The organism is Jeotgalibacillus malaysiensis, from assembly GCF_044789845.1.
Classification (GTDB): Bacteria; Bacillota; Bacilli; order Bacillales; family Jeotgalibacillaceae; genus Jeotgalibacillus; species Jeotgalibacillus malaysiensis_A.
Window position 1 is genome coordinate 2,499,084 of the sequence record NZ_CP085252.1, and the last position, 17,802, is coordinate 2,516,885.

At 43.8% G+C, this 17,802-nt stretch carries 19 protein-coding genes and 1 riboswitch; of the genes, 1 reads left to right on the forward strand and 18 read right to left on the reverse strand.

From position 1 onward, the window contains the following. Positions 1-8: 8 nt before the first annotated feature. Together LG330_RS13420 and LG330_RS13425 are read right to left on the reverse strand one after the other, a co-directional pair. Positions 9-830 carry a sulfite exporter TauE/SafE family protein gene (locus tag LG330_RS13420; protein WP_404404609.1) on the reverse strand — a complete coding sequence of 274 codons (822 nt, stop codon included), beginning with the start codon at positions 828-830 and terminating at the stop codon, positions 9-11. A gap of 17 nt (positions 831-847) precedes the next feature. Further along, on the reverse strand, positions 848-1,696 hold the full coding sequence (locus tag LG330_RS13425) for a DUF72 domain-containing protein (protein WP_404404611.1): 849 nt from the start codon (positions 1,694-1,696) through the stop codon (positions 848-850). A gap of 253 nt (positions 1,697-1,949) precedes the next feature. On the opposite strand from LG330_RS13425, the gene brnQ reads away from it, so the two are divergent. Continuing rightward, positions 1,950-3,314 carry a branched-chain amino acid transport system II carrier protein gene (brnQ, locus tag LG330_RS13430; protein WP_404404613.1) on the forward strand — a complete coding sequence of 455 codons (1,365 nt, stop codon included), beginning with the start codon at positions 1,950-1,952 and terminating at the stop codon, positions 3,312-3,314. A 419-nt stretch (positions 3,315-3,733) separates the two neighbouring features. Here brnQ and sufB read toward each other — a convergent pair whose 3' ends face one another. The 16 genes from sufB to LG330_RS13510 all read right to left on the reverse strand — a co-directional run bounded on the left by sufB (position 3,734) and on the right by LG330_RS13510 (position 17,672). Then, the gene (gene sufB, locus LG330_RS13435) at positions 3,734-5,131 is read right to left on the reverse strand and encodes a Fe-S cluster assembly protein SufB (protein WP_404404615.1); all 1,398 of its coding nucleotides are present in this window, start codon (positions 5,129-5,131) and stop codon (positions 3,734-3,736) included. 26 nt (positions 5,132-5,157) lie between these two features. Further along, a complete protein-coding gene (sufU, locus tag LG330_RS13440) occupies positions 5,158-5,592 on the reverse strand; it encodes a Fe-S cluster assembly sulfur transfer protein SufU (RefSeq protein WP_404404617.1) in 435 nt (144 codons plus the stop codon). Continuing rightward, positions 5,582-6,811, reverse strand: coding sequence for a cysteine desulfurase (locus LG330_RS13445; protein WP_404404619.1), 1,230 nt, complete (start codon positions 6,809-6,811; stop codon positions 5,582-5,584). Before LG330_RS13445 ends, sufU begins: the two co-directional genes overlap by 11 nt. After that, positions 6,808-8,118, reverse strand: a complete 1,311-nt coding sequence (gene sufD / locus LG330_RS13450) for a Fe-S cluster assembly protein SufD (protein WP_404404621.1) — start codon at positions 8,116-8,118, stop codon at positions 6,808-6,810. The genes LG330_RS13445 and sufD overlap by 4 nt, the downstream gene beginning before the upstream one ends. Positions 8,119-8,135: 17 nt before the next feature. Then, the gene (gene sufC, locus LG330_RS13455; RefSeq protein ID WP_404404623.1) at positions 8,136-8,918 is read right to left on the reverse strand and encodes a Fe-S cluster assembly ATPase SufC; all 783 of its coding nucleotides are present in this window, start codon (positions 8,916-8,918) and stop codon (positions 8,136-8,138) included. A 169-nt stretch (positions 8,919-9,087) separates the two neighbouring features. Continuing rightward, complete coding sequence (locus LG330_RS13460; RefSeq protein ID WP_404404625.1) at positions 9,088-9,234, reverse strand: hypothetical protein; 147 nt, start codon at positions 9,232-9,234, stop codon at positions 9,088-9,090. Positions 9,235-9,799: 565 nt separating this feature from the next. Further along, positions 9,800-10,645, reverse strand: coding sequence for a MetQ/NlpA family ABC transporter substrate-binding protein (locus LG330_RS13465; protein WP_404404627.1), 846 nt, complete (start codon positions 10,643-10,645; stop codon positions 9,800-9,802). Between the two features lie 42 nt (positions 10,646-10,687). Further along, a complete protein-coding gene (locus tag LG330_RS13470; protein ID WP_404404629.1) occupies positions 10,688-11,356 on the reverse strand; it encodes a methionine ABC transporter permease in 669 nt (222 codons plus the stop codon). Then, positions 11,349-12,374: a methionine ABC transporter ATP-binding protein gene (locus tag LG330_RS13475; protein WP_404404631.1), complete on the reverse strand. Its 1,026-nt coding sequence runs from the start codon at positions 12,372-12,374 to the stop codon at positions 11,349-11,351. The genes LG330_RS13470 and LG330_RS13475 overlap by 8 nt, the downstream gene beginning before the upstream one ends. Before the next feature lie 138 nt (positions 12,375-12,512). Next, a riboswitch (SAM riboswitch) is annotated at positions 12,513-12,615 on the reverse strand. A 95-nt stretch (positions 12,616-12,710) separates the two neighbouring features. Next, complete coding sequence (locus LG330_RS13480; RefSeq protein ID WP_404404633.1) at positions 12,711-13,040, reverse strand: thioredoxin family protein; 330 nt, start codon at positions 13,038-13,040, stop codon at positions 12,711-12,713. Beyond that, positions 13,040-13,396: a toprim domain-containing protein gene (locus tag LG330_RS13485; protein ID WP_404404635.1), complete on the reverse strand. Its 357-nt coding sequence runs from the start codon at positions 13,394-13,396 to the stop codon at positions 13,040-13,042. Before LG330_RS13485 ends, LG330_RS13480 begins: the two co-directional genes overlap by 1 nt. Positions 13,397-13,653: 257 nt before the next feature. After that, a complete protein-coding gene (gene gcvH, locus LG330_RS13490; RefSeq protein ID WP_039810781.1) occupies positions 13,654-14,037 on the reverse strand; it encodes a glycine cleavage system protein GcvH in 384 nt (127 codons plus the stop codon). An 83-nt stretch (positions 14,038-14,120) separates the two neighbouring features. Then, on the reverse strand, positions 14,121-14,480 hold the full coding sequence (locus LG330_RS13495; RefSeq protein ID WP_404404637.1) for an arsenate reductase family protein: 360 nt from the start codon (positions 14,478-14,480) through the stop codon (positions 14,121-14,123). Between the two features lie 15 nt (positions 14,481-14,495). Next, positions 14,496-14,798: an ArsR/SmtB family transcription factor gene (locus LG330_RS13500; protein ID WP_404409609.1), complete on the reverse strand. Its 303-nt coding sequence runs from the start codon at positions 14,796-14,798 to the stop codon at positions 14,496-14,498. 13 nt (positions 14,799-14,811) lie between these two features. After that, the gene (locus LG330_RS13505; RefSeq protein WP_404404639.1) at positions 14,812-15,582 is read right to left on the reverse strand and encodes an SDR family NAD(P)-dependent oxidoreductase; all 771 of its coding nucleotides are present in this window, start codon (positions 15,580-15,582) and stop codon (positions 14,812-14,814) included. Between the two features lie 305 nt (positions 15,583-15,887). After that, positions 15,888-17,672, reverse strand: coding sequence for an acyl-CoA dehydrogenase family protein (locus LG330_RS13510; RefSeq protein ID WP_404404641.1), 1,785 nt, complete (start codon positions 17,670-17,672; stop codon positions 15,888-15,890). Positions 17,673-17,802 lie beyond the last annotated feature (130 nt).

Consider the following 17,802-nt stretch of genomic DNA (forward strand, 5'->3'; position numbering starts at 1 on the left):
AAATCCAATTAACCTAATCCCTCGATAATCGATCTGATGCCGATCAGTACGAGTATGATTCTAAGCACAAATACCAGCTTGTCTGACTGAAGCTTCTGGTTCATCCAGGCACCAAGCTTTGCACCAAACCACGCGCCTGGCGCAAGCAGTGCCACATAAAGCCAGTCCACATTGCCAAGCGCAATATGTGAAGCAGAGCCGAGTATTGCCGAAAGAAATACCATTAGCATCGATGTTCCCACTGCTACATGAGGCGGGAATAAAAATGCAATGATCATAATCGGCACCATAACGGATCCGCCACCGATACCAAATAATCCTGATGCAAATCCGACTGCAAATGCTGCAATAACCCCTGCAACCGGCGGAAAGCCGTATTTCCATTGTACGCCCTGCGGATCTGTAAAATGCCGCTGGTAGGAAGCCGACTTGAACTTTTCAATTGGCCTGATTTTGTTGCGGATCAGCAATATAAAAGATAAAAAGATCATAAACAGTCCAAAATACAAATGAAACGATCCTAATGTCAGATACTGATTCGCATAGGACCCTGCAACTGCACCGGGACCGCTTCCTGCAAAAAAGATCAGTCCGCTTTTTACATCAACGGTTTTCGTTTTTAAATACGCAAGTGTCGATGATAATCCTGTAAAAATCATCACAACTAAAGAAATCCCGACAGCGGTCTGCGGCGTTATGCCATCGATCCACATGAGTGCCGGTCCAAAAAAGAGCAGCGCAGGTACAACTATCACACCGCCTCCAAGTCCGATCAGCGAGCCGATTGCACCCGCCGCAAGCCCGATTAAAGGCAGTAAAAACCATTCCATTTATTCTTCATCCCAATCTAAAATAAGTCGAGCTGTCTAGGGGCAAGACCTCCATAATCCAGTCCCAGAAGACCGATCATTGTTTTCGCATTGGCTGCTGCATGGCCGCCTGAATTATTATTAAAGAGTACATACACTTTATCGGACGCCCGGTCCAGCTTTTGAAGAATCGGCACAAGATCTTTAAGCTCTGCTCCATTATAATCATAAAGATAGCGAACTTCCCGCCAGCTGTTTTCGTTGCCTTTCTTCGTCCAGCCGGCTACATTCCTGCCGTGCAGTCTGAAAACCGTGACCCCTTTATGCGTGCTTTCAGCAATCAGCGGAATTGACCCTTCACCTGCCTGCGGCTCATCGCAGACACTGTGAATCAGCTCTTCATCCTTTAAAAACTGAAGCGTCCTGTCGCGGAACTCATCTGAAAACCAGGTCTGATTTCTGAATTCAATTGCAAGCGGAAGCCCTTCAAGCTGCTGCTTGCAATATCTTATGTAATCGACATTCTGCTTCTGGCAGTCAAACCACGGTGGATACTGCAGCAATACCACACCAAGCTTATCCGCTTCTATAAAAGAAGTGAGTGACAGGCGAAATGCTTTAAACATGTCCTCCCTAGAATCAAAAGGAATATCTCCCCGCTGATGTCCGGTCATCCCCTGATAAGCTTTTACAATAAACTTGAATGAGTCAGGCGTTTCAGCTACCCACTTTTTCATATTCCGTTCCGGCTGAACCGCATAAAAAGATGCATCCAGCTCAACAATTGGAAAATGACCTGCATAATCCTTCAGCTTATCCTGCTTTGATGAATGCTCATCATACACATCCGGATGATCTCCCCATCCGGTTAAACCGATATAAATCACACAATCACCTTCTTACGCCCAATTTAATATGGTTATTGTATCACAGTTAAGCTGGTGCATGACAAACAGGTGATCGGGTTGTAAATGTCAGATCATTTCTGTTCCAACAACTATTTCCAAAAGGAAGCGCTATCAGAAGAACTCTTTTTAAAAATGAAATTATTGCTATTGTAACCCTGGTAGATTCTTGTTAGGATTACCTTTATCACATCACAGCGTTGCACTTAAAAAGGCACAGGAAAGGAACACGATTATGCAACAAAAGATCCCATTCTCTACTTATCTGATGATCGGCACGATGTTATTCGGGCTTTTCTTCGGGGCAGGAAATCTGATATTCCCGATCCAGCTCGGCCAGCTTGCCGGTACATCATTCTGGCCTGCACTGGCAGGATTTCTCGTTACTGCCATTGGACTTCCGCTACTGGGTATCCTTGCGATCGGATTATCAGGCAGTAAAGGGCTGCACGATTTGGCAAGCAGAGTTCATCCTTTATTCGGTACAGTCTTTGCACTGATTCTATACTTAACAATCGGACCGTTCTTTGCGATTCCTCGTACAGCCACTGTTCCATTTACAGTCGGGTTTGAACCTTTCGTCAGTCCTGCACAGAGTCATTTATGGCTTGCAGTTTTCAGCATTATTTTCTTTGCAATTGTCTATGTGCTGTCACTAAAAGCTGAGAAGGTTATGGACATCGTCGGAAAATATTTAACACCGGTCTTCTTATTTTTCTTATCAATCTTAATCCTTACGGCAATCGTTAAACCGATGGGCAGCTTCCAAGCACCAGCTCCGGGTTATGAGTCACTTCCTTTTATGAGCGGATTCCGTGAAGGCTATAATACAATGGATGCGCTTGGCGCACTGGCGTTTGGCATCATTGTGATTCATGCGATTAAAAATCTTGGGATTACTGATAAAAAAGCCATTGCCAGCACGACATTGAAGTCAGGTCTCATTGCGACCGGCCTGATGATGCTGATCTACGGGCTGCTTACCTACATGGGCGCTTCAAGTCCTTCAGCTGTCGGTACATTCGAAAATGGCGGACTGACTTTTGCCGCAGTTGCCCAGCATTATTTCGGTCCATTCGGCTCAATATTGCTTGCATTGATTATCGTCCTGGCCTGTGTGAAAACCAGTATCGGGCTGATTATCGCCTGCAGTGAATTTTTCCATCAGCTTTATCCTAAAGTCAGCTACAAAATGTTTGTCTTAATTCTGACACTGATGTCACTGGTTATTGCAAACTTCGGCTTAACGAATATTATTCAGTATGCGATTCCTGTATTGATGTTCTTATATCCGCTTGCGATTGTGCTGATCTTACTTGGCATGACTTCGAATCTGTTCGGTCATAAGCGCAGCATCTATGCAGGCGCAATGTTCCTGACATTCTTCGTCAGTCTGATTGACGGCTACAATGCACTGGTTGGCACGCTGCCTGGCATTGCAAACGGGGCACTAGATGCTGTAACAGATTTTTATATGATTTACCTGCCTTTATATGAAATTGGACTCGGCTGGATGCTGCCGGCATTGGTTGGTGCGGCGATTGGCTTTATGTGGAGACCTGCTTCTGGTGGGAAGGTTTCGGAGGATTTGTCTTATTAAAAAGTTATCACTGCATATGGAGTACGGTGATTTACGTTACAGGGGGACGCTTTCCGCGGCCGGGCGGTGAGCCCGCAGGCTTCGCCATGCCTGGTCTCACACGTCCCTTCCTGCCGCAGGAGTCGCCCCCTTCCACTCCAATCACCTGTTGTGCAGGGATATAGATGATCTTTAATAAAGTAAACTCCAAAGACTGCCGCGGCAGTCTTTTTTTTTGGCTGTTGATAGTTACTGGTCAGGGGTCGGTGGTAAATGCTGCTGTTTCTGCCGGAGTTGTCGCGGTTTATGCTGAATTTGTAGCGGTACGCCCGGGGATTTGTTGCAATCGCCACCCGAATTGTCGCAATCACTTCAGAGCTTGTCCAAGTCCCAGTCCATATAAAAAACCCGCACTTCAAAAAGTACGGGTTTTTGTCATATTAACCGATAGAACCTTCCATCTCGAACTTGATCAGACGGTTCATCTCTACTGCATATTCCATTGGAAGCTCTTTCGTAAATGGTTCAATGAAGCCCATTACGATCATTTCAGTTGCTTCCTCTTCAGAAATTCCGCGGCTCATCAGATAGAATAGCTGCTCTTCAGAAACCTTAGACACTTTCGCTTCATGCTCAAGTGAAATGTTGTCGTTCAGAATTTCGTTGTATGGAATTGTATCAGATGTTGATTCGTTATCCATAATCAACGTATCACACTCAATGTTAGAACGTGCACCGTGTGCTTTACGTCCGAAGTGTACAATACCGCGGTACGTTACTTTACCGCCCTGTTTAGAGATCGATTTAGATACGATTGTTGAAGATGTGTTTGGCGCTAAGTGATGCATTTTAGCTCCTGCATCCTGGTGCTGACCTTTACCTGCAAGTGCGATTGACAGTGTCATACCACGTGCACCTTCACCGCGAAGGATGACTGCAGGGTATTTCATTGTCAGCTTAGAGCCGATGTTTCCATCTACCCATTCCATCGTTGCATTTGCATCACATACTGCACGCTTCGTTACCAGGTTAAATACGTTATTTGCCCAGTTCTGAATGGTTGTGTAACGGCAGTAAGCGTCTTTTTTGATAATGATTTCAACAACGGCACTATGAAGTGAGTTCGTTGTATAAACTGGTGCTGTACAACCCTCAACGTAGTGTACGCTTGAACCTTCATCTGCAATGATCAGTGTACGCTCGAACTGACCCATATTTTCAGAGTTGATTCGGAAGTATGCCTGTAGTGGTGTATCAACTTTTATGCCTTTAGGGACATAGATGAATGATCCACCTGACCATACTGCTGAGTTCAGTGCTGAGAATTTGTTATCACTTGATGGAATAACTGTTCCCCAGTACTGTTTGAAAAGCTCTTCGTTTTCTTTCAGCGCTGAATCAGTATCCTTGAAGACAATACCCATTTCTTCAAGATCTTCTTTCATGTTGTGGTATACAACTTCTGATTCATACTGTGCAGATACACCTGCAAGGTACTTTTGCTCAGCTTCAGGAATACCAAGCTTGTCAAATGTACGCTTGATTTCCTCTGGAACCTCGTCCCAGCTGCGCTCGCTTCGCTCTGATGGCTTAACGTAGTACGTAATTTCATCAAAGTTCAGTCCGCTTAAGTCGCCGCCCCACTGAGGCATTGGCATGTTGTAAAACTGCTCAAGAGCTTTTAGACGGTAGTTCAGCATCCACTCCGGCTCTTCTTTCATACGTGAGATTTCTTCCACGATTTCACGTGTCAGTCCACGCTTCGAACGGAAAATCGATACGTCTTTATCATGAAAGCCATATTTATAATCGCCAACTTCGGGCATTTTTTTAGCCATGATGATTCCTCCTTCTTTGTTTGCAGTTATTCAGACTGCTGGTCAATCCCTCTCTCCATTGCTTTCCAGGAAAGTGTTGCACATTTGATACGGGCAGGGAATTTTGCTACACCCTGCAGTGCTTCAATATCACCAAGGTCTACTGAATCATCGTATTCTTTACCAAGCATCATATCTGAAAAGATTTGAGAATATTTAAGTGCTTCCTCTACGGGCTTGCCTTTGATCACCTGAGTCATCATAGAAGCAGACGCCATTGAGATTGAGCAACCTTCACCATCGAATTTCGCTTCTTGCACAATTCCATCCTGCACATCAAGTGTTAAATGAATTCTGTCACCGCATGTAGGGTTATTCATATCAACAGTCACACTGTCTTCGATTTCACCTTTATTACGTGGATTCTTATAGTGATCCATAATCACCTGACGATACAGCTGGTCTAAGTTATTAAAAGACATCGCTGAAATACTCCTTTGTTTTAACGAGTCCACTTACTAAGCGGTCAATATCTTCTTCTGTGTTATACAGATAGAAGCTTGCACGGGCTGTTGAAGAGACATTAAGCCATTTCATCAGCGGCTGTGCACAGTGATGACCTGCACGAATCGCAATACCGTCTGCATCAAGTACAGTGGCTAAATCATGTGGATGAACGTCATCAAGATTAAATGTCACAAGGCCTGCGCGCTTAGATGGATCTTTAGGTCCGTAGATGGTCAGGCCATCGATTTCAGACATTTTCTCCATCGCATAAGCTGCAAGGTGGTGCTCATACTTCTCAATTTCATCCAAACCGATTTCATTCAAGAAGTCGATTGCTGCCCCAAGACCGATTGCTCCGGCGATGATTGGAGTACCGCCTTCAAACTTCCACGGAAGCTCTTTCCATGTGGAATCCTGAAGACCGACAAAGTCAATCATTTCTCCGCCGAATTCTACCGGCTCCATTGCGTTTAAGTGCTTCTTCTTACCATATAAAACGCCAATACCAGTCGGCCCAGCCATTTTGTGGCCTGAGAATGCAAAGAAGTCACAGTCAAGATCCTGCACATCCACCTTCATATGAGGTGCAGCCTGTGCACCGTCCACCACCATCACTGCGCCATTTTCATGTGCAATCTGTGTGATTTCTTTAATCGGGTTCATTGTGCCGAGTACGTTTGAAACCATCATGATCGAAACAATTTTCGTGTTTGATGTGATTGTTTCACGTACATCATCAAGTGACAGCGTGCCGTCTTCCTGAAGCGGTACATACTTCAGTGTTGCACCGGTTCTTTTCGCCAGCTGCTGCCATGGAATGATGTTACTGTGGTGCTCCATGTGTGTGATGACGATTTCGTCGCCTTCTTTTACATTGTCCTGACCATAGCTTTGTGCGATGGTATTAATCGCCGTTGTTGTACCGCGCATGAAGATGACTTCTTCAGAAGATGCGGCATTAATGAATTTACGAACTTTTTCGCGAGCTCCTTCATACCCGTCTGTCGCCCGGGTTCCAAGCGTGTGTACACCGCGGTGCACGTTTGAGTTGTACCCTTTATAGTACTCGTCAAGCGCCTGGATCACAGACAGCGGTTTTTGAGAAGTAGCTGCGCTGTCAAGATAGACAAGCGGCTGACCGTTTACTTCCTGGTCCAATATTGGAAACTGTCTGCGGATCTCTTCGACATTCATACATTCACTTTCCTTTCAATGACTTCTGTAAGCTGCTGCTTTACGCCTTCAATTGGAAGCTTTGTCACAACTGGTGCAAGGAAACCGTGGATGACAAGACGCTCTGCTTCTCTTTGAGAAATACCACGGCTCATCAGATAGAATAGCTGCATTGGATCTACGCGGCCTACTGAAGCTGCGTGACCTGCAGTTACATCATCTTCATCAATCAGAAGGATCGGGTTTGCATCACCGCGTGCTTTTTCACTTAACATCAGTACACGTGATTCCTGCTCGGCATTTGCTTTTGTCGCGCCGTGCTCGATCTTACCGATTCCGTTAAAGATAGAAGAAGCTGCATCCTTCATTACACCGTGCTTCAGGATATATCCTTCTGAATTTTTACCCCAGTGTCTGATATTTGTCGTAAAGTTCTGCTTTTGATTTCCACGTCCGACTACAACCATTTTCGTGTCGCCGTGTGAATTATCGCCAATCAGGTGCGTGATGTTTTCTGAGATTGTATTCCCGTCATTCATCATGCCAAGTGCCCACTCGATTTTTGCATCACGTGCTGCTATACCGCGGCGGTTCACGTAAGTTGTTGTACCTTCTGACAGGTTATCAACCGCTCCGTATACAACGCGTGCGTTATCTTTTGCTACAACTTCAGTGATGATGTTCGCAAGCGACTCACCCGCACCCTCAGTTGCAAGATAAGATTCAACATAAGTGACTGCAGAATTTTCTTCAGCCACAACCAATACGTGATTGAAAAGTGCTGCTTCTGCATTGTCGTGAACGTATACAGCCTGGATTGGCTCTTCAAGTTCAACATTCTTAGGAACATAAAGGAATGCTCCGCCATTTACAAGTGCTGCATGAAGTGCAGTCAGCTTATGCTCATCAACCTGCACTGCATCCTTCATAAAGTACTGTTCTACAAGCTCAGGATGTTCCTTCGCTGCAGTTAAAATATTTGTGAAAATAACACCTTTACTTTTCAGGCTGTCAGACAGCTTCAGGTATGCTGGTGTATTGTTGCGCTGAATATACAGGTTTTCCTGCTTCTCAGCGTCTACAAGAGACTTCACTGATTCAGGAAGCTCTTCTAATGAAGCATAAGCTTCGCTTTCTACAGTATGGCTTGCAAACTGTGTGAAATTCCATTTATCAATTTTCGTTTTATCCGGCTTCGGCAATGGCAGCTCTTCTGCTTTCGCAAGTGCGTCCAATCGAAGGGACGACAGCCAGCCAGGCTCGCCGTTCTTTTCTGAGAAAGCCTGCACCGCTTGCTGATCAACCGGCAATTTCATTTGTGTCGTCATATTCATCCTCCTATCAGTTACGCTTCTTGTCCTACAGTTTCGTCTTCAATACCAAGTTCCTGTTTGATCCAGTCATAACCTTCACTTTCAAGGCGCTGAGCCAGTTCAGGTCCACCCGATTTAACTACGCGGCCCTGCATCATAACGTGTACAAAATCAGGCTCGATGTAGTTAAGAAGACGCTGATAGTGAGTGATAATCAGGCAGCCGAAGTCTTCGCTGCGCATCTGATTAATTCCTTTAGATACAACTTTAAGTGCATCAATATCAAGACCAGAGTCAATCTCATCAAGAATACCGAATTCAGGTCTGATCATCATCAGCTGAAGAATTTCATTACGTTTCTTCTCACCGCCTGAGAAACCTTCATTCAGGTAACGCTGTGCCATGTTCTGATCCATTTCAAGGAAGTCCATGTTTTTATCTAATTCTTTAATAAATTTCATTAAAGAGATTTCCTGACCTTCTTCACGGCGTGCATTGATTGCAGAACGAAGGAAGTCTGCATTTGTTACGCCAGTGATTTCACTTGGATACTGCATTGCAAGGAATAGACCTGCAAGTGCACGCTCGTCCACTTCCATTTCAAGAACGTTTTCACCGTTCAGCAGTACTTCACCTTTTGTTACTTCGAACTTAGGGTGTCCCATAATTGCTGAAGCAAGCGTGGATTTACCCGTTCCGTTTGGTCCCATAATAACGTGAATCTTACCGCTATCTAATTCAAGGTTTACACCTTTTAAAATTTCTTTGCCTTCGATCTCAACATGAAGATCTTTAATTACTAAAGTTGAAGCCATTGTCTAATTACCTCCGTTTGTATATGAATTTGAAATGGAAGAACCATTCTCAATTTATTCTCATTCTAATCTTATAACAAATTAAAACTAGAATCAAATGTCGCTGACCCTTGCCTTTACAATCAAAAAAGTCAGTGTAAGATACACTGACTTTTTCACTTCATTACTATTATAAATGATTGATGACTTTACCTTCAAGTTCCTGGACTAAGTCCTGTGACTTTTTATAATCTTCTTCACGTTTCATTTCCACATTCATACGCACATTGTGATCTCTCATATACGTTTCGTAACCAATTCCGTGCGAACTTAGCATCTGCTTCTCCATGTCAGTTGTAAAATCAACTTTAATAGGATGGATAATGAATCATTCCTTTTCGATTTTTTGTCCGTGACTCCGTTTCCATATTTTTTCTAAAACTGTTTGCTAGTTGGTGTATTACCCGCTAGAAAACTTACTAAACACACTATCATCTTTTTTTGACTATTACAAATATTCACCCGGTATATGTAAGGGTTTACATTGTTTTTATAGCAATGGATGCGCTATTTTAAAAAAATTTTTGGAGGGAGGTTTTTGTTTTTGGTAAATATAACAGCCGGATATCGGAATTACTACAATCTCAGGCGTGAAAACAGAAAACTTCCCAGGTGTATTGCGACAACCTGAGAAGTGATTGCTACAACTCCGGCCAAAATAGCGACAAAAAGCAGCAGCCCTGCATGTCCTTCGGAAGCTGGCTTTTGTTACTTAAGGTCATTAAGAGGGCGTCGTGCAATGCAGGCTTGAGATGGAAACCGATAAGTAGAGAGATGAATTGCAGCAACCTCCACTCCATATAAAAAACTGCCCAGTCATAGACTGAGCAGTTACCAAACAATTATTCAGCGTCAACCGGTACGACAGCGCCGCCCCATTCTTCAAGAATGAAATCCTGAATTTCTTCAGAAGTTAATACTTCTACAAGCTTCTGAACAGCTTCGTTTTCTTCTTCACCGCTGTTAACTGCAATCACATTTACATAAGGTGAATCTGAATCTTCAAGGGCAATTGAATCCTCAAGCGGGTTAATACCAGCATCAATTGCGTAGTTAGAGTTGATCAGTACAGCGTCACCTTCTCCGTTTTCATATAGCTGTACAAGAAGTGCTGCTTCATAATCTGCTTCAAATTGAAGGTTTTTAGGGTTGTCCTGAATATCAGAAATTTCTGCTGCTGTTTTTTCAACTTCAGGATCAAGTGTGATCAGCCCCTGTGCTTCAAGCATTGTCAGGATACGGCCGTGGTCAGCTACTGAATTACTCATTAAGATTTCTGCACCATCAGGAAGGTCTTCAAGTGAAGCGTGCTCCTGAGAATATACGCCGATTGGCTCAATGTGAATACCGCCAGCGTTTGCAAAGTCATAGCCGTGTTCTGCGATCTGTGACTCAAGATATGGAATGTGCTGGAAGTAGTTCGCATCAATTTCTCCTGATTCAAGATCCTGGTTTGGCAGGATATAGTCCTGATACGTTTCGATCTGAAGGTCTACGCCTTCTTCTTCAAGGAGCGGCTGTGCCTGCTCAAGGATTTCAGCGTGAGGCACGTTAGATGCGCCGACTCTCAGTTCAACCGGCTCGCCATCTTCGCTTGTACCGATACCTTCCTCTGAATTATCTGAACCACAAGCTGCCAGTGCGAAAATACTTGTTACTGCGAATGTCCCTGCTACGAATTTTTTCATGTTTAAATCTCTCCCTTTAATGTGTTTTTATAATTAGCTAAATTAGCGTTTATCCAGTTTGTTGGTGAAGAAGTCTCCAAGGAATTGAATGATGAAGACGATTGCTAAAATGATGATTGTTGCTGCGAGTACTACGTCATCACGACTCCTCTGGAAACCGTCAAGAAATGCCAGGTTACCAAGTCCTCCTGCTCCGATGACACCAGCCATCGCCGTATAACCGACCAGCGCAATGGCTGTAACAGTAATTCCTGAGATCAGAGCTGGCATTGATTCCGGAATTAATACTTTAAATATAATGGTGCTTATTTTGGCCCCCATTGATCTTGCTGCCTCAATGACGCCCTTATCAATCTCACGTAATGCAATCTCAACCATACGTGCGTAGAAAGGTGCTGCACCGATAATCAATGCCGGTAGTGCTGCCTCTGCTCCCCTGATCGTCCCTAGTAGAAAACGTGTAAATGGGATGAGCAGAATGATCAGGATAATGAAGGGGATCGACCTGAAAATATTCACAACTGCTGTTGTAATTGTGTAAGCAATTTTATTTTCCAACAGGTTCCCTTTAGAGGTAAGGAATAAAAGTAAGCCGAGACCGATTCCAAGAATAAATGTAATGACAACTGAAATGACCGTCATATAAATCGTTTCATAAGTTGCTTCCCACATGACCGGCCAGTCAACGTTCGGAAAAATCTGTTCAATCATGTGTCATCACCTCCACTCCAACACTTGCCGCTTCTAAAAATTCAATCGCACGCGCCAGCTCGTCGGACTTCCCGTGTAAATGTATAAACAGGGATCCATATGCACCATTTTGCGTTTGAGAAATTTTTCCCTGCAGAATATTCACCTGCAGATCAAACGAACGGATCAGGTTAGTGACAACCGGCTGCTCTGCTGATTCACCAACGAACGTCAGCTTGACAACTTTTCCGTCCTGATATTCCTTCAGCAGATGTTCAATTGTATCTTTTGTTTCTTCAGGTTCCGTTACCTGCTGAACGAAACGTTTTGTGATATTTTCTTTCGGCTGTTTAAAGACGTCAAGCACATCTCCAAGCTCTACAACCTTCCCGCCTTCCATAACAGCAACGCGGTGACAAATCTTTCTGATCACGTGCATTTCATGTGTGATCAGTACAATGGTCAAACCGAGACGTTTGTTGATATCAACCAGCAGTTCAAGGATTGAATCAGTCGTCTGAGGATCAAGTGCTGACGTAGCCTCATCACAAAGCAGTACTTCAGGGTCATTTGCAAGCGCTCTTGCAATCCCTACTCTCTGCTTCTGACCGCCACTGAGCTGAGATGGATAGGCATCCCCGCGCCCTTCAAGTCCTACGAGTTCAATCAACTCATCTACTCTTTTTAATCTTTCCTCTTTTGGAACGCCTGCGATTTCAAGAGGAAATGAGATATTCTCTCTCACCGATCTTGACCAAAGAAGATTAAAATGCTGAAAGATCATACTGATTTTCTGTCTCGCTTTGCGTAAGTCTCCTCCTTTGATAGAGGAAATCAGCTTACCGTTTATATCAACCTTACCTTCTGACGGCTGTTCAAGACCATTCAGCATACGGATTAATGTACTTTTACCGGCACCACTGTAGCCAATCACGCCAAAGATTTCGCCTTCCTGAATTTTCAGGTTAACTTTGTCAACTGCAGTCAGTGAACCGCTTTTTGTTTTAAATACTTTTTTCACATCTGAGATGGTAATCATACCATCACCCACTTTCGTAAATTAACTTATTATCCCGTTAAAGCAGGAAGTTAAAGTGCTGCCATTAAATAGCCCTTTATATATAAAAAACGCCTCTCTGCGTGATGAGCAGAAAGGCGTCAAAAATTAAACGGCTTTCTCTCATCTGCCAGGTTTAAACCTGTGTGACTTGGCACCTTTCCAGTAAACTGTCGGTTGCCGGGCTTCATAGGGCACTTCCCTCCGCCGCTCTTGATAAGAGTTACGCGTATTCAGTTAAGATTCATTAAGAGTACGAGACAAATCGTATCATGTTCTTAAATTTACTGTCAACGAATTTTTTTCAAAATTGGACATTTACTGATTTGCCGGCTGTCTTGACAATTCTCCGAATGCTTCAAAAATCGTTGGTACAGATTCAAATTTATATATTTTGCGGACCATTTGTCCATCCTTGAATAACAGCAGACACGGTACACTCTCGATCTGGTAACGCTCAGCCAGCGGTTCAACATAATTCAGGTCAGCTTTTCCGATCTCAGTATCCTGAATCGCCACAGCCGTTACCTCAAGCATTTTACCGGCAAGCTTACACGTTCCGCACATCGGGGTGTATAAATACATCGCTGACTGCTTTTTTTCCTTCAATCGCTGGTCCAGATCTTCTATTGTCCATTCTTTTATCATTAAAGATTCATCCTTTTTTCTAAAAACTCAGTATAAATATCAATGTTCGCACCGGCTAAAATGACTGCCAGGTGCTGCTCAGGAGCTGTTGCGACCTCACGATAGGCTTTGTCGATATACAGATGATCCGCTTCAGGCATCTCTCTTTTAAACTGTTTTCTGAGCTTCTCACCTGCATCATCCGCATCCACAAGCACATAAACATCTTTTTCATACAATTCATCAATCAGTTCATCCATTTTCGTCAGGCTGATTGTACCATTTGTACAAATGATATCAACCGGCTCTCTAATAATCGGCTGAACCTTGCGCTTATCAGACTTACCCTCAACAATAATAACCTTTTTGCACTGCATTTCCCATCACACCCTCACCTAAGGATCGCACGGCTTTCTTACATGGTATGCTGCTGATTTAATTGTCGCCTGTACTGTGGATAATTGCAAGTAAATGAGATGGCTGGTGATGTTACTTCCATTATTTATGCGGCGCAGGCGGGACGGAGTTGAATGTGTCGTTTTTAGAATGATTACAAAAATGAACCACTCAACTCCGTCCCCACTGTGCCGGTTACAAAAAAACCGCTCACCCTACCAGGTGAACGGCACTTCAATCAGTCTTCGTCTGTCATTTTGTCATATGCTTCAGCATCCATCAGTGCGTCAACTTCTGAGTCATCAGAAAGTTCCACTACGACCATCCAAGCTTTTTCATATGGAGATTCGTTAACGTATTCAGGGCTGTCTTCAAGGTCTTCGTTCACCTCAACGACTTTACCGCTGACTGGTGCGTAAAGTTCTGAAACTGTTTTAACAGATTCAACGCTGCCAAACGGCTCGTCTGCCTGCAGCTCGTCGCCTACTTCCGGAAGCTCAACGAATACGATATCGCCAAGCTCTGACTGTGCGAATTCAGTGATACCAATTCGTGCTTTACCGTCTTCAACTTTTACCCATTCGTGTTCTTCTGAATAACGTAATTCTTTTGGTGAACTCATGTGTTTTCCCTCCGCATATGAATGATTTCTATACTACTTCATATTGGCATAACAGGTGCCCGAAAACAAGAATTGTTTCTGATTTAGCCCTGCCATTTTTCCTCGAATTCAGGTTCTTTGAATCCGACTGTTACCTGACTGCCGTCAGTTGTCAGCGGACGCTTGATCAGCTTACCGTCTGAAGCCAGCAGTTCAAGCTTTTCATCATCTGACATGTCAGTAAGCTTATCTTTCAGACCAAGCTCGCGGTACTTTACGCCGCTTGTGTTGAAAAACTTTTTCAGCTCAAGCCCGCTCTTTTTATATAGCTCAGAAAGTTCCTCTTTTGAAGGCGGTGAATCAATTAAATGAATTTCTTCGTATGAAACCTCATTTTGATCCAGCCATTTTTTCGCTTTGCGGCATGTTCCGCATTTTGGATAAGTATAAAAAGTAATCGACATGTTCATTCCTCCCTTTTAATAACACCGGTCTTCCACGGTAATAATCAGATGCTTTAACGTTTCCAGCGCTCCCTCAAGAGCAAGGGAATAATTGCGCTGCGTTCCATGCTGTTCCATTTTTAAAATACCCTGTTCACGAAGAATTTTCAAATGATGAGAAACAGCAGGACGGGAGAGTGGCAGCTTGTCCGTTAATTCGTTCACTGTCATTGAATCTGTTTCTGAAAGCATTAAGACAATATCCTGACGGTAAGGATCACTCAATGCCTGAAATAACGGTATACAATCCCGAAATGCTTTTTCTGCCTGTTCACCCATTGTTGTCACCTCACTACTCTCTTTCCTGTGTTTTCCTGACAATATTTGCAGCTACTGACCTGGATATGAGACGGCTCGCTCTGGACTGAAGCTTGTTCATGCCTCCAGGAATAATCTGCTTTTTCCCATTCATAAATTCGATAAACGCAATTTTTGCTACCGCTTGCGGCTTCATGGTGCCGTTATTAAATAACTTTGAATCATTCAGTTCTGCCGTATCCTTAAACCCTGTACTCGTAGGACCGGGATATAATCCTGAAACCTGCACGCCATGTTCAGCCCACTCGTTATCAAGTGCTTCGGTAAATGATTTTACGTATGCTTTAGATGCATAGTACACTGCCATTAATGGCCCCGGGAAGAATGCTGCAGTTGACGCCACGTTCAGTATTCTTCCTGACTTCGCATTCACCATCTCCCGTCCAAAAAGCTTTGTCAGTTCAGTTAAGGATGTCACGTTCAACTGAATCATTTCCTGCTCCTTTTGAAGATCTGTCTGATGAAACTCTCCAAAAAGTCCCACGCCTGCATTATTGATTAAAATATCGACCTTCATATTTTCTGATTGAACCTGATCAAAAAGTGCCTGAGCAGATCCTGTCTTAGATAAGTCGCTTTTAAAAATATGTGTTTCAATCGTATATTTCCCAGCAAGCTCAGCCGTCAGTTCATTCAGCTTATCCTCACTTCTCGCTGCAAGAATCAGTGTATGACCCTTCTCAGCAAAAAGCTTCGCCAGCTCTTTCCCAATACCACCTGATGCCCCGGTAATTAACACATTCATCTAACCACTCTCCTTATGTCTATACGTTTAAAAGTTTAAACATATCGTAAGGATTTATGCATTATAAGTCAATTAAAGATGCTTTCCACACGAAAAAACCGCCTAAATTGTAGACGGTTTCTTACTTAGAATTATTTCATTAAAGTTTATCGTACAAACCAGCTAGTGATTGGAGTGGGGACGGAGACTCCCGCCCCGGGAAAGGGCAGGTGAGATCCCGCAAGGCGAAGCCTGAGGAAGCTCACCGGCCGGGGGCAGGAAAGCGCAGTCCCCACGGAAATCATTAGCGGCTTACAAGGGTATGATTAAACGACAAACTTCTCAGCATCAATCAGCTTCGCAGCCGCTTCACGCTTTGTTGGAATCAGGTTCACCGGTGTGAAACGAGTGAACTTACGAAGTGCAGAAAGCATCATGCGAAGTGAATCTCCGCTTTCAGCAGCAATCAGTGTTTCTTTTGCATGCTGTTCAATCTCATTGAACGCTTCCTGACAGAAGATCTGTGTATAAAGAACCTTCTGCTGGTTCTTTTCAAGACCGGACTTTTCAACAGCCTTTTGTGTACGAAGAAGTGAAGATTCCATCGCATATGCAAGTGATACGATATCAGCAATGTTCACAAGGATTTCCTGCTCTGCTTCAAGCGCTTTGCCGTACTTTTGTGCAGCAAGACCTGCAGCCAGCAGACCAATTTTCTTCGCATTCTTTACAAGATACTCTTCCTGCTTTAACGGCTCATCGCTGATTTCTTCAGGCATCATCGACATCAGTTCTTCCTGAAGCGCCTGTGCTTTTTGAAGTAATGGCAGCTCGCCCTTCATTGCTTTACGAAGATAAGTCCCTGGAACCAGCAGACGGTTAATTTCGTTTGTTCCTTCAAAGATCCGGTTAATACGTGAATCACGGTAAATACGCTCTACTTCATACTCCTGCATGAAGCCGTAACCGCCGTGCAGCTGAACTGCTTCATCTGCAATATAGTCAAGTGATTCAGTACCGAATACTTTGTTTAGAGAGCACTCAATTGCATATTCAGCAATTGATTTCGCTACTTCTTTACCATCTTTGATTTCTTCATCAGACAGCTGGCTCATACGATCTTCAAACAACCCTACTGTTCGATATACTGAGCTTTCTGTTGCATAAAGCTTTGCACCCATTGTCGCAAGCTTTTCCTTCGTCAGGTTAAAGCTTGAGATTGGTGTGTTGAACTGTTTACGCTCGTTTGTATATTTCACAGCAAGCTCAAGTGCACGTTTTGAGGCTCCAACTGTACCTACACCAAGCTTGTAACGCCCGATGTTCAGGATGTTAAATGCAATGACGTGACCTTTTCCAGCTTCCCCAAGCAGGTTCTCAACCGGAACTTGAGCGTCTTCAAGAATCAGTGTACGAGTTGAAGAACTCTTGATCCCCATCTTCTTCTCTTCAGCACCAACTGAAACGCCGGAGAAGTCGCGCTCTACGATAAATGTAGAGAAGTGCTCGCCGTCGATTTTTGCATACACAACAAATACATCAGCAAAGCCTGCATTTGTGATCCACTGCTTTTCACCGTTTAATACGTAGTGAGTGCCTGCTTCATTTAGCTTAGCAGTTGTTTTTGCGCCGAGTGCATCAGAACCTGAACCTGGCTCAGTCAGAGCATAAGCAGCAATCTTCTCACCAGTAGCAAGTAGTGGCAGATACTTCTGCTTCTGATCTTCGTTACCAAAAAGAACGATCGGCAGTGAACCGATTCCTACGTGTGCACCGTGAGTGATTGAGAAACCGCCAGCGCGAGACATTTTTTCAGCTATTAAAGCTGAGCTGACCTTATCAAGTCCAAGACCGCCGTACTCTTCAGGTACATCAGCACCTAAAAGACCGAGGTCCCCTGCTTTTTTCAGAAGTTTAACTGAACGGTCAAACTCATGGTTTTCGATGTGCTCAACTTCAGGAACAACTTCATTGATAACATAGTCCTCAGTTGTTTTAGCGATCATTTTCTGCTCGTCAGTGTAATCCTCCGGTGTGAATACGCTTGAAGCTTCAACATCCTCAATCAGAAAGCTGCCGCCTTTAACCAATGCTTTTGTTTCGTTTGACATGAAAAATTCCTCCCTTTATGTTCTTATTATTAAAATTGACATTAGTACCAAGTAACTTTCCAGGCTGCGAACGCAGCGAAAGGCGGCGACTCCGGGACGATTAGTTGGAAGCTGAGACCCCACAGCCGAA

Bases quoted from the DNA above. Each gene is read 5' to 3' on its own strand.
- LG330_RS13475 (WP_404404631.1), bottom strand. From the start codon at position 12,374: ATGATTACCATCTCAGATGTGAAAAAAGTATTTAAAACAAAAAGCGGT.
- LG330_RS13480 (WP_404404633.1), bottom strand. From the start codon at position 13,040: ATGATAAAAGAATGGACAATAGAAGATCTGGACCAGCGATTGAAGGAA.
- LG330_RS13470 (WP_404404629.1), bottom strand. From the start codon at position 11,356: ATGATTGAACAGATTTTTCCGAACGTTGACTGGCCGGTCATGTGGGAA.
- sufU (WP_404404617.1), bottom strand. From the start codon at position 5,592: ATGTCTTTTAATAACTTAGACCAGCTGTATCGTCAGGTGATTATGGAT.
- LG330_RS13465 (WP_404404627.1), bottom strand. From the start codon at position 10,645: ATGAAAAAATTCGTAGCAGGGACATTCGCAGTAACAAGTATTTTCGCA.
- LG330_RS13445 (WP_404404619.1), bottom strand. From the start codon at position 6,811: ATGAATGTCGAAGAGATCCGCAGACAGTTTCCAATATTGGACCAGGAA.
- sufB (WP_404404615.1), bottom strand. From the start codon at position 5,131: ATGGCTAAAAAAATGCCCGAAGTTGGCGATTATAAATATGGCTTTCAT.
- LG330_RS13495 (WP_404404637.1), bottom strand. From the start codon at position 14,480: ATGTCGATTACTTTTTATACTTATCCAAAATGCGGAACATGCCGCAAA.
- sufD (WP_404404621.1), bottom strand. From the start codon at position 8,118: ATGACGACACAAATGAAATTGCCGGTTGATCAGCAAGCGGTGCAGGCT.
- LG330_RS13510 (WP_404404641.1), bottom strand. From the start codon at position 17,672: ATGTCAAACGAAACAAAAGCATTGGTTAAAGGCGGCAGCTTTCTGATT.
- LG330_RS13505 (WP_404404639.1), bottom strand. From the start codon at position 15,582: ATGAATGTGTTAATTACCGGGGCATCAGGTGGTATTGGGAAAGAGCTG.
- LG330_RS13420 (WP_404404609.1), bottom strand. From the start codon at position 830: ATGGAATGGTTTTTACTGCCTTTAATCGGGCTTGCGGCGGGTGCAATC.
- LG330_RS13485 (WP_404404635.1), bottom strand. From the start codon at position 13,396: ATGCAGTGCAAAAAGGTTATTATTGTTGAGGGTAAGTCTGATAAGCGC.
- sufC (WP_404404623.1), bottom strand. From the start codon at position 8,918: ATGGCTTCAACTTTAGTAATTAAAGATCTTCATGTTGAGATCGAAGGC.
- brnQ (WP_404404613.1), top strand. From the start codon at position 1,950: ATGCAACAAAAGATCCCATTCTCTACTTATCTGATGATCGGCACGATG.
- LG330_RS13500 (WP_404409609.1), bottom strand. From the start codon at position 14,798: ATGGGTGAACAGGCAGAAAAAGCATTTCGGGATTGTATACCGTTATTT.
- LG330_RS13460 (WP_404404625.1), bottom strand. From the start codon at position 9,234: ATGCTAAGTTCGCACGGAATTGGTTACGAAACGTATATGAGAGATCAC.
- gcvH (WP_039810781.1), bottom strand. From the start codon at position 14,037: ATGAGTTCACCAAAAGAATTACGTTATTCAGAAGAACACGAATGGGTA.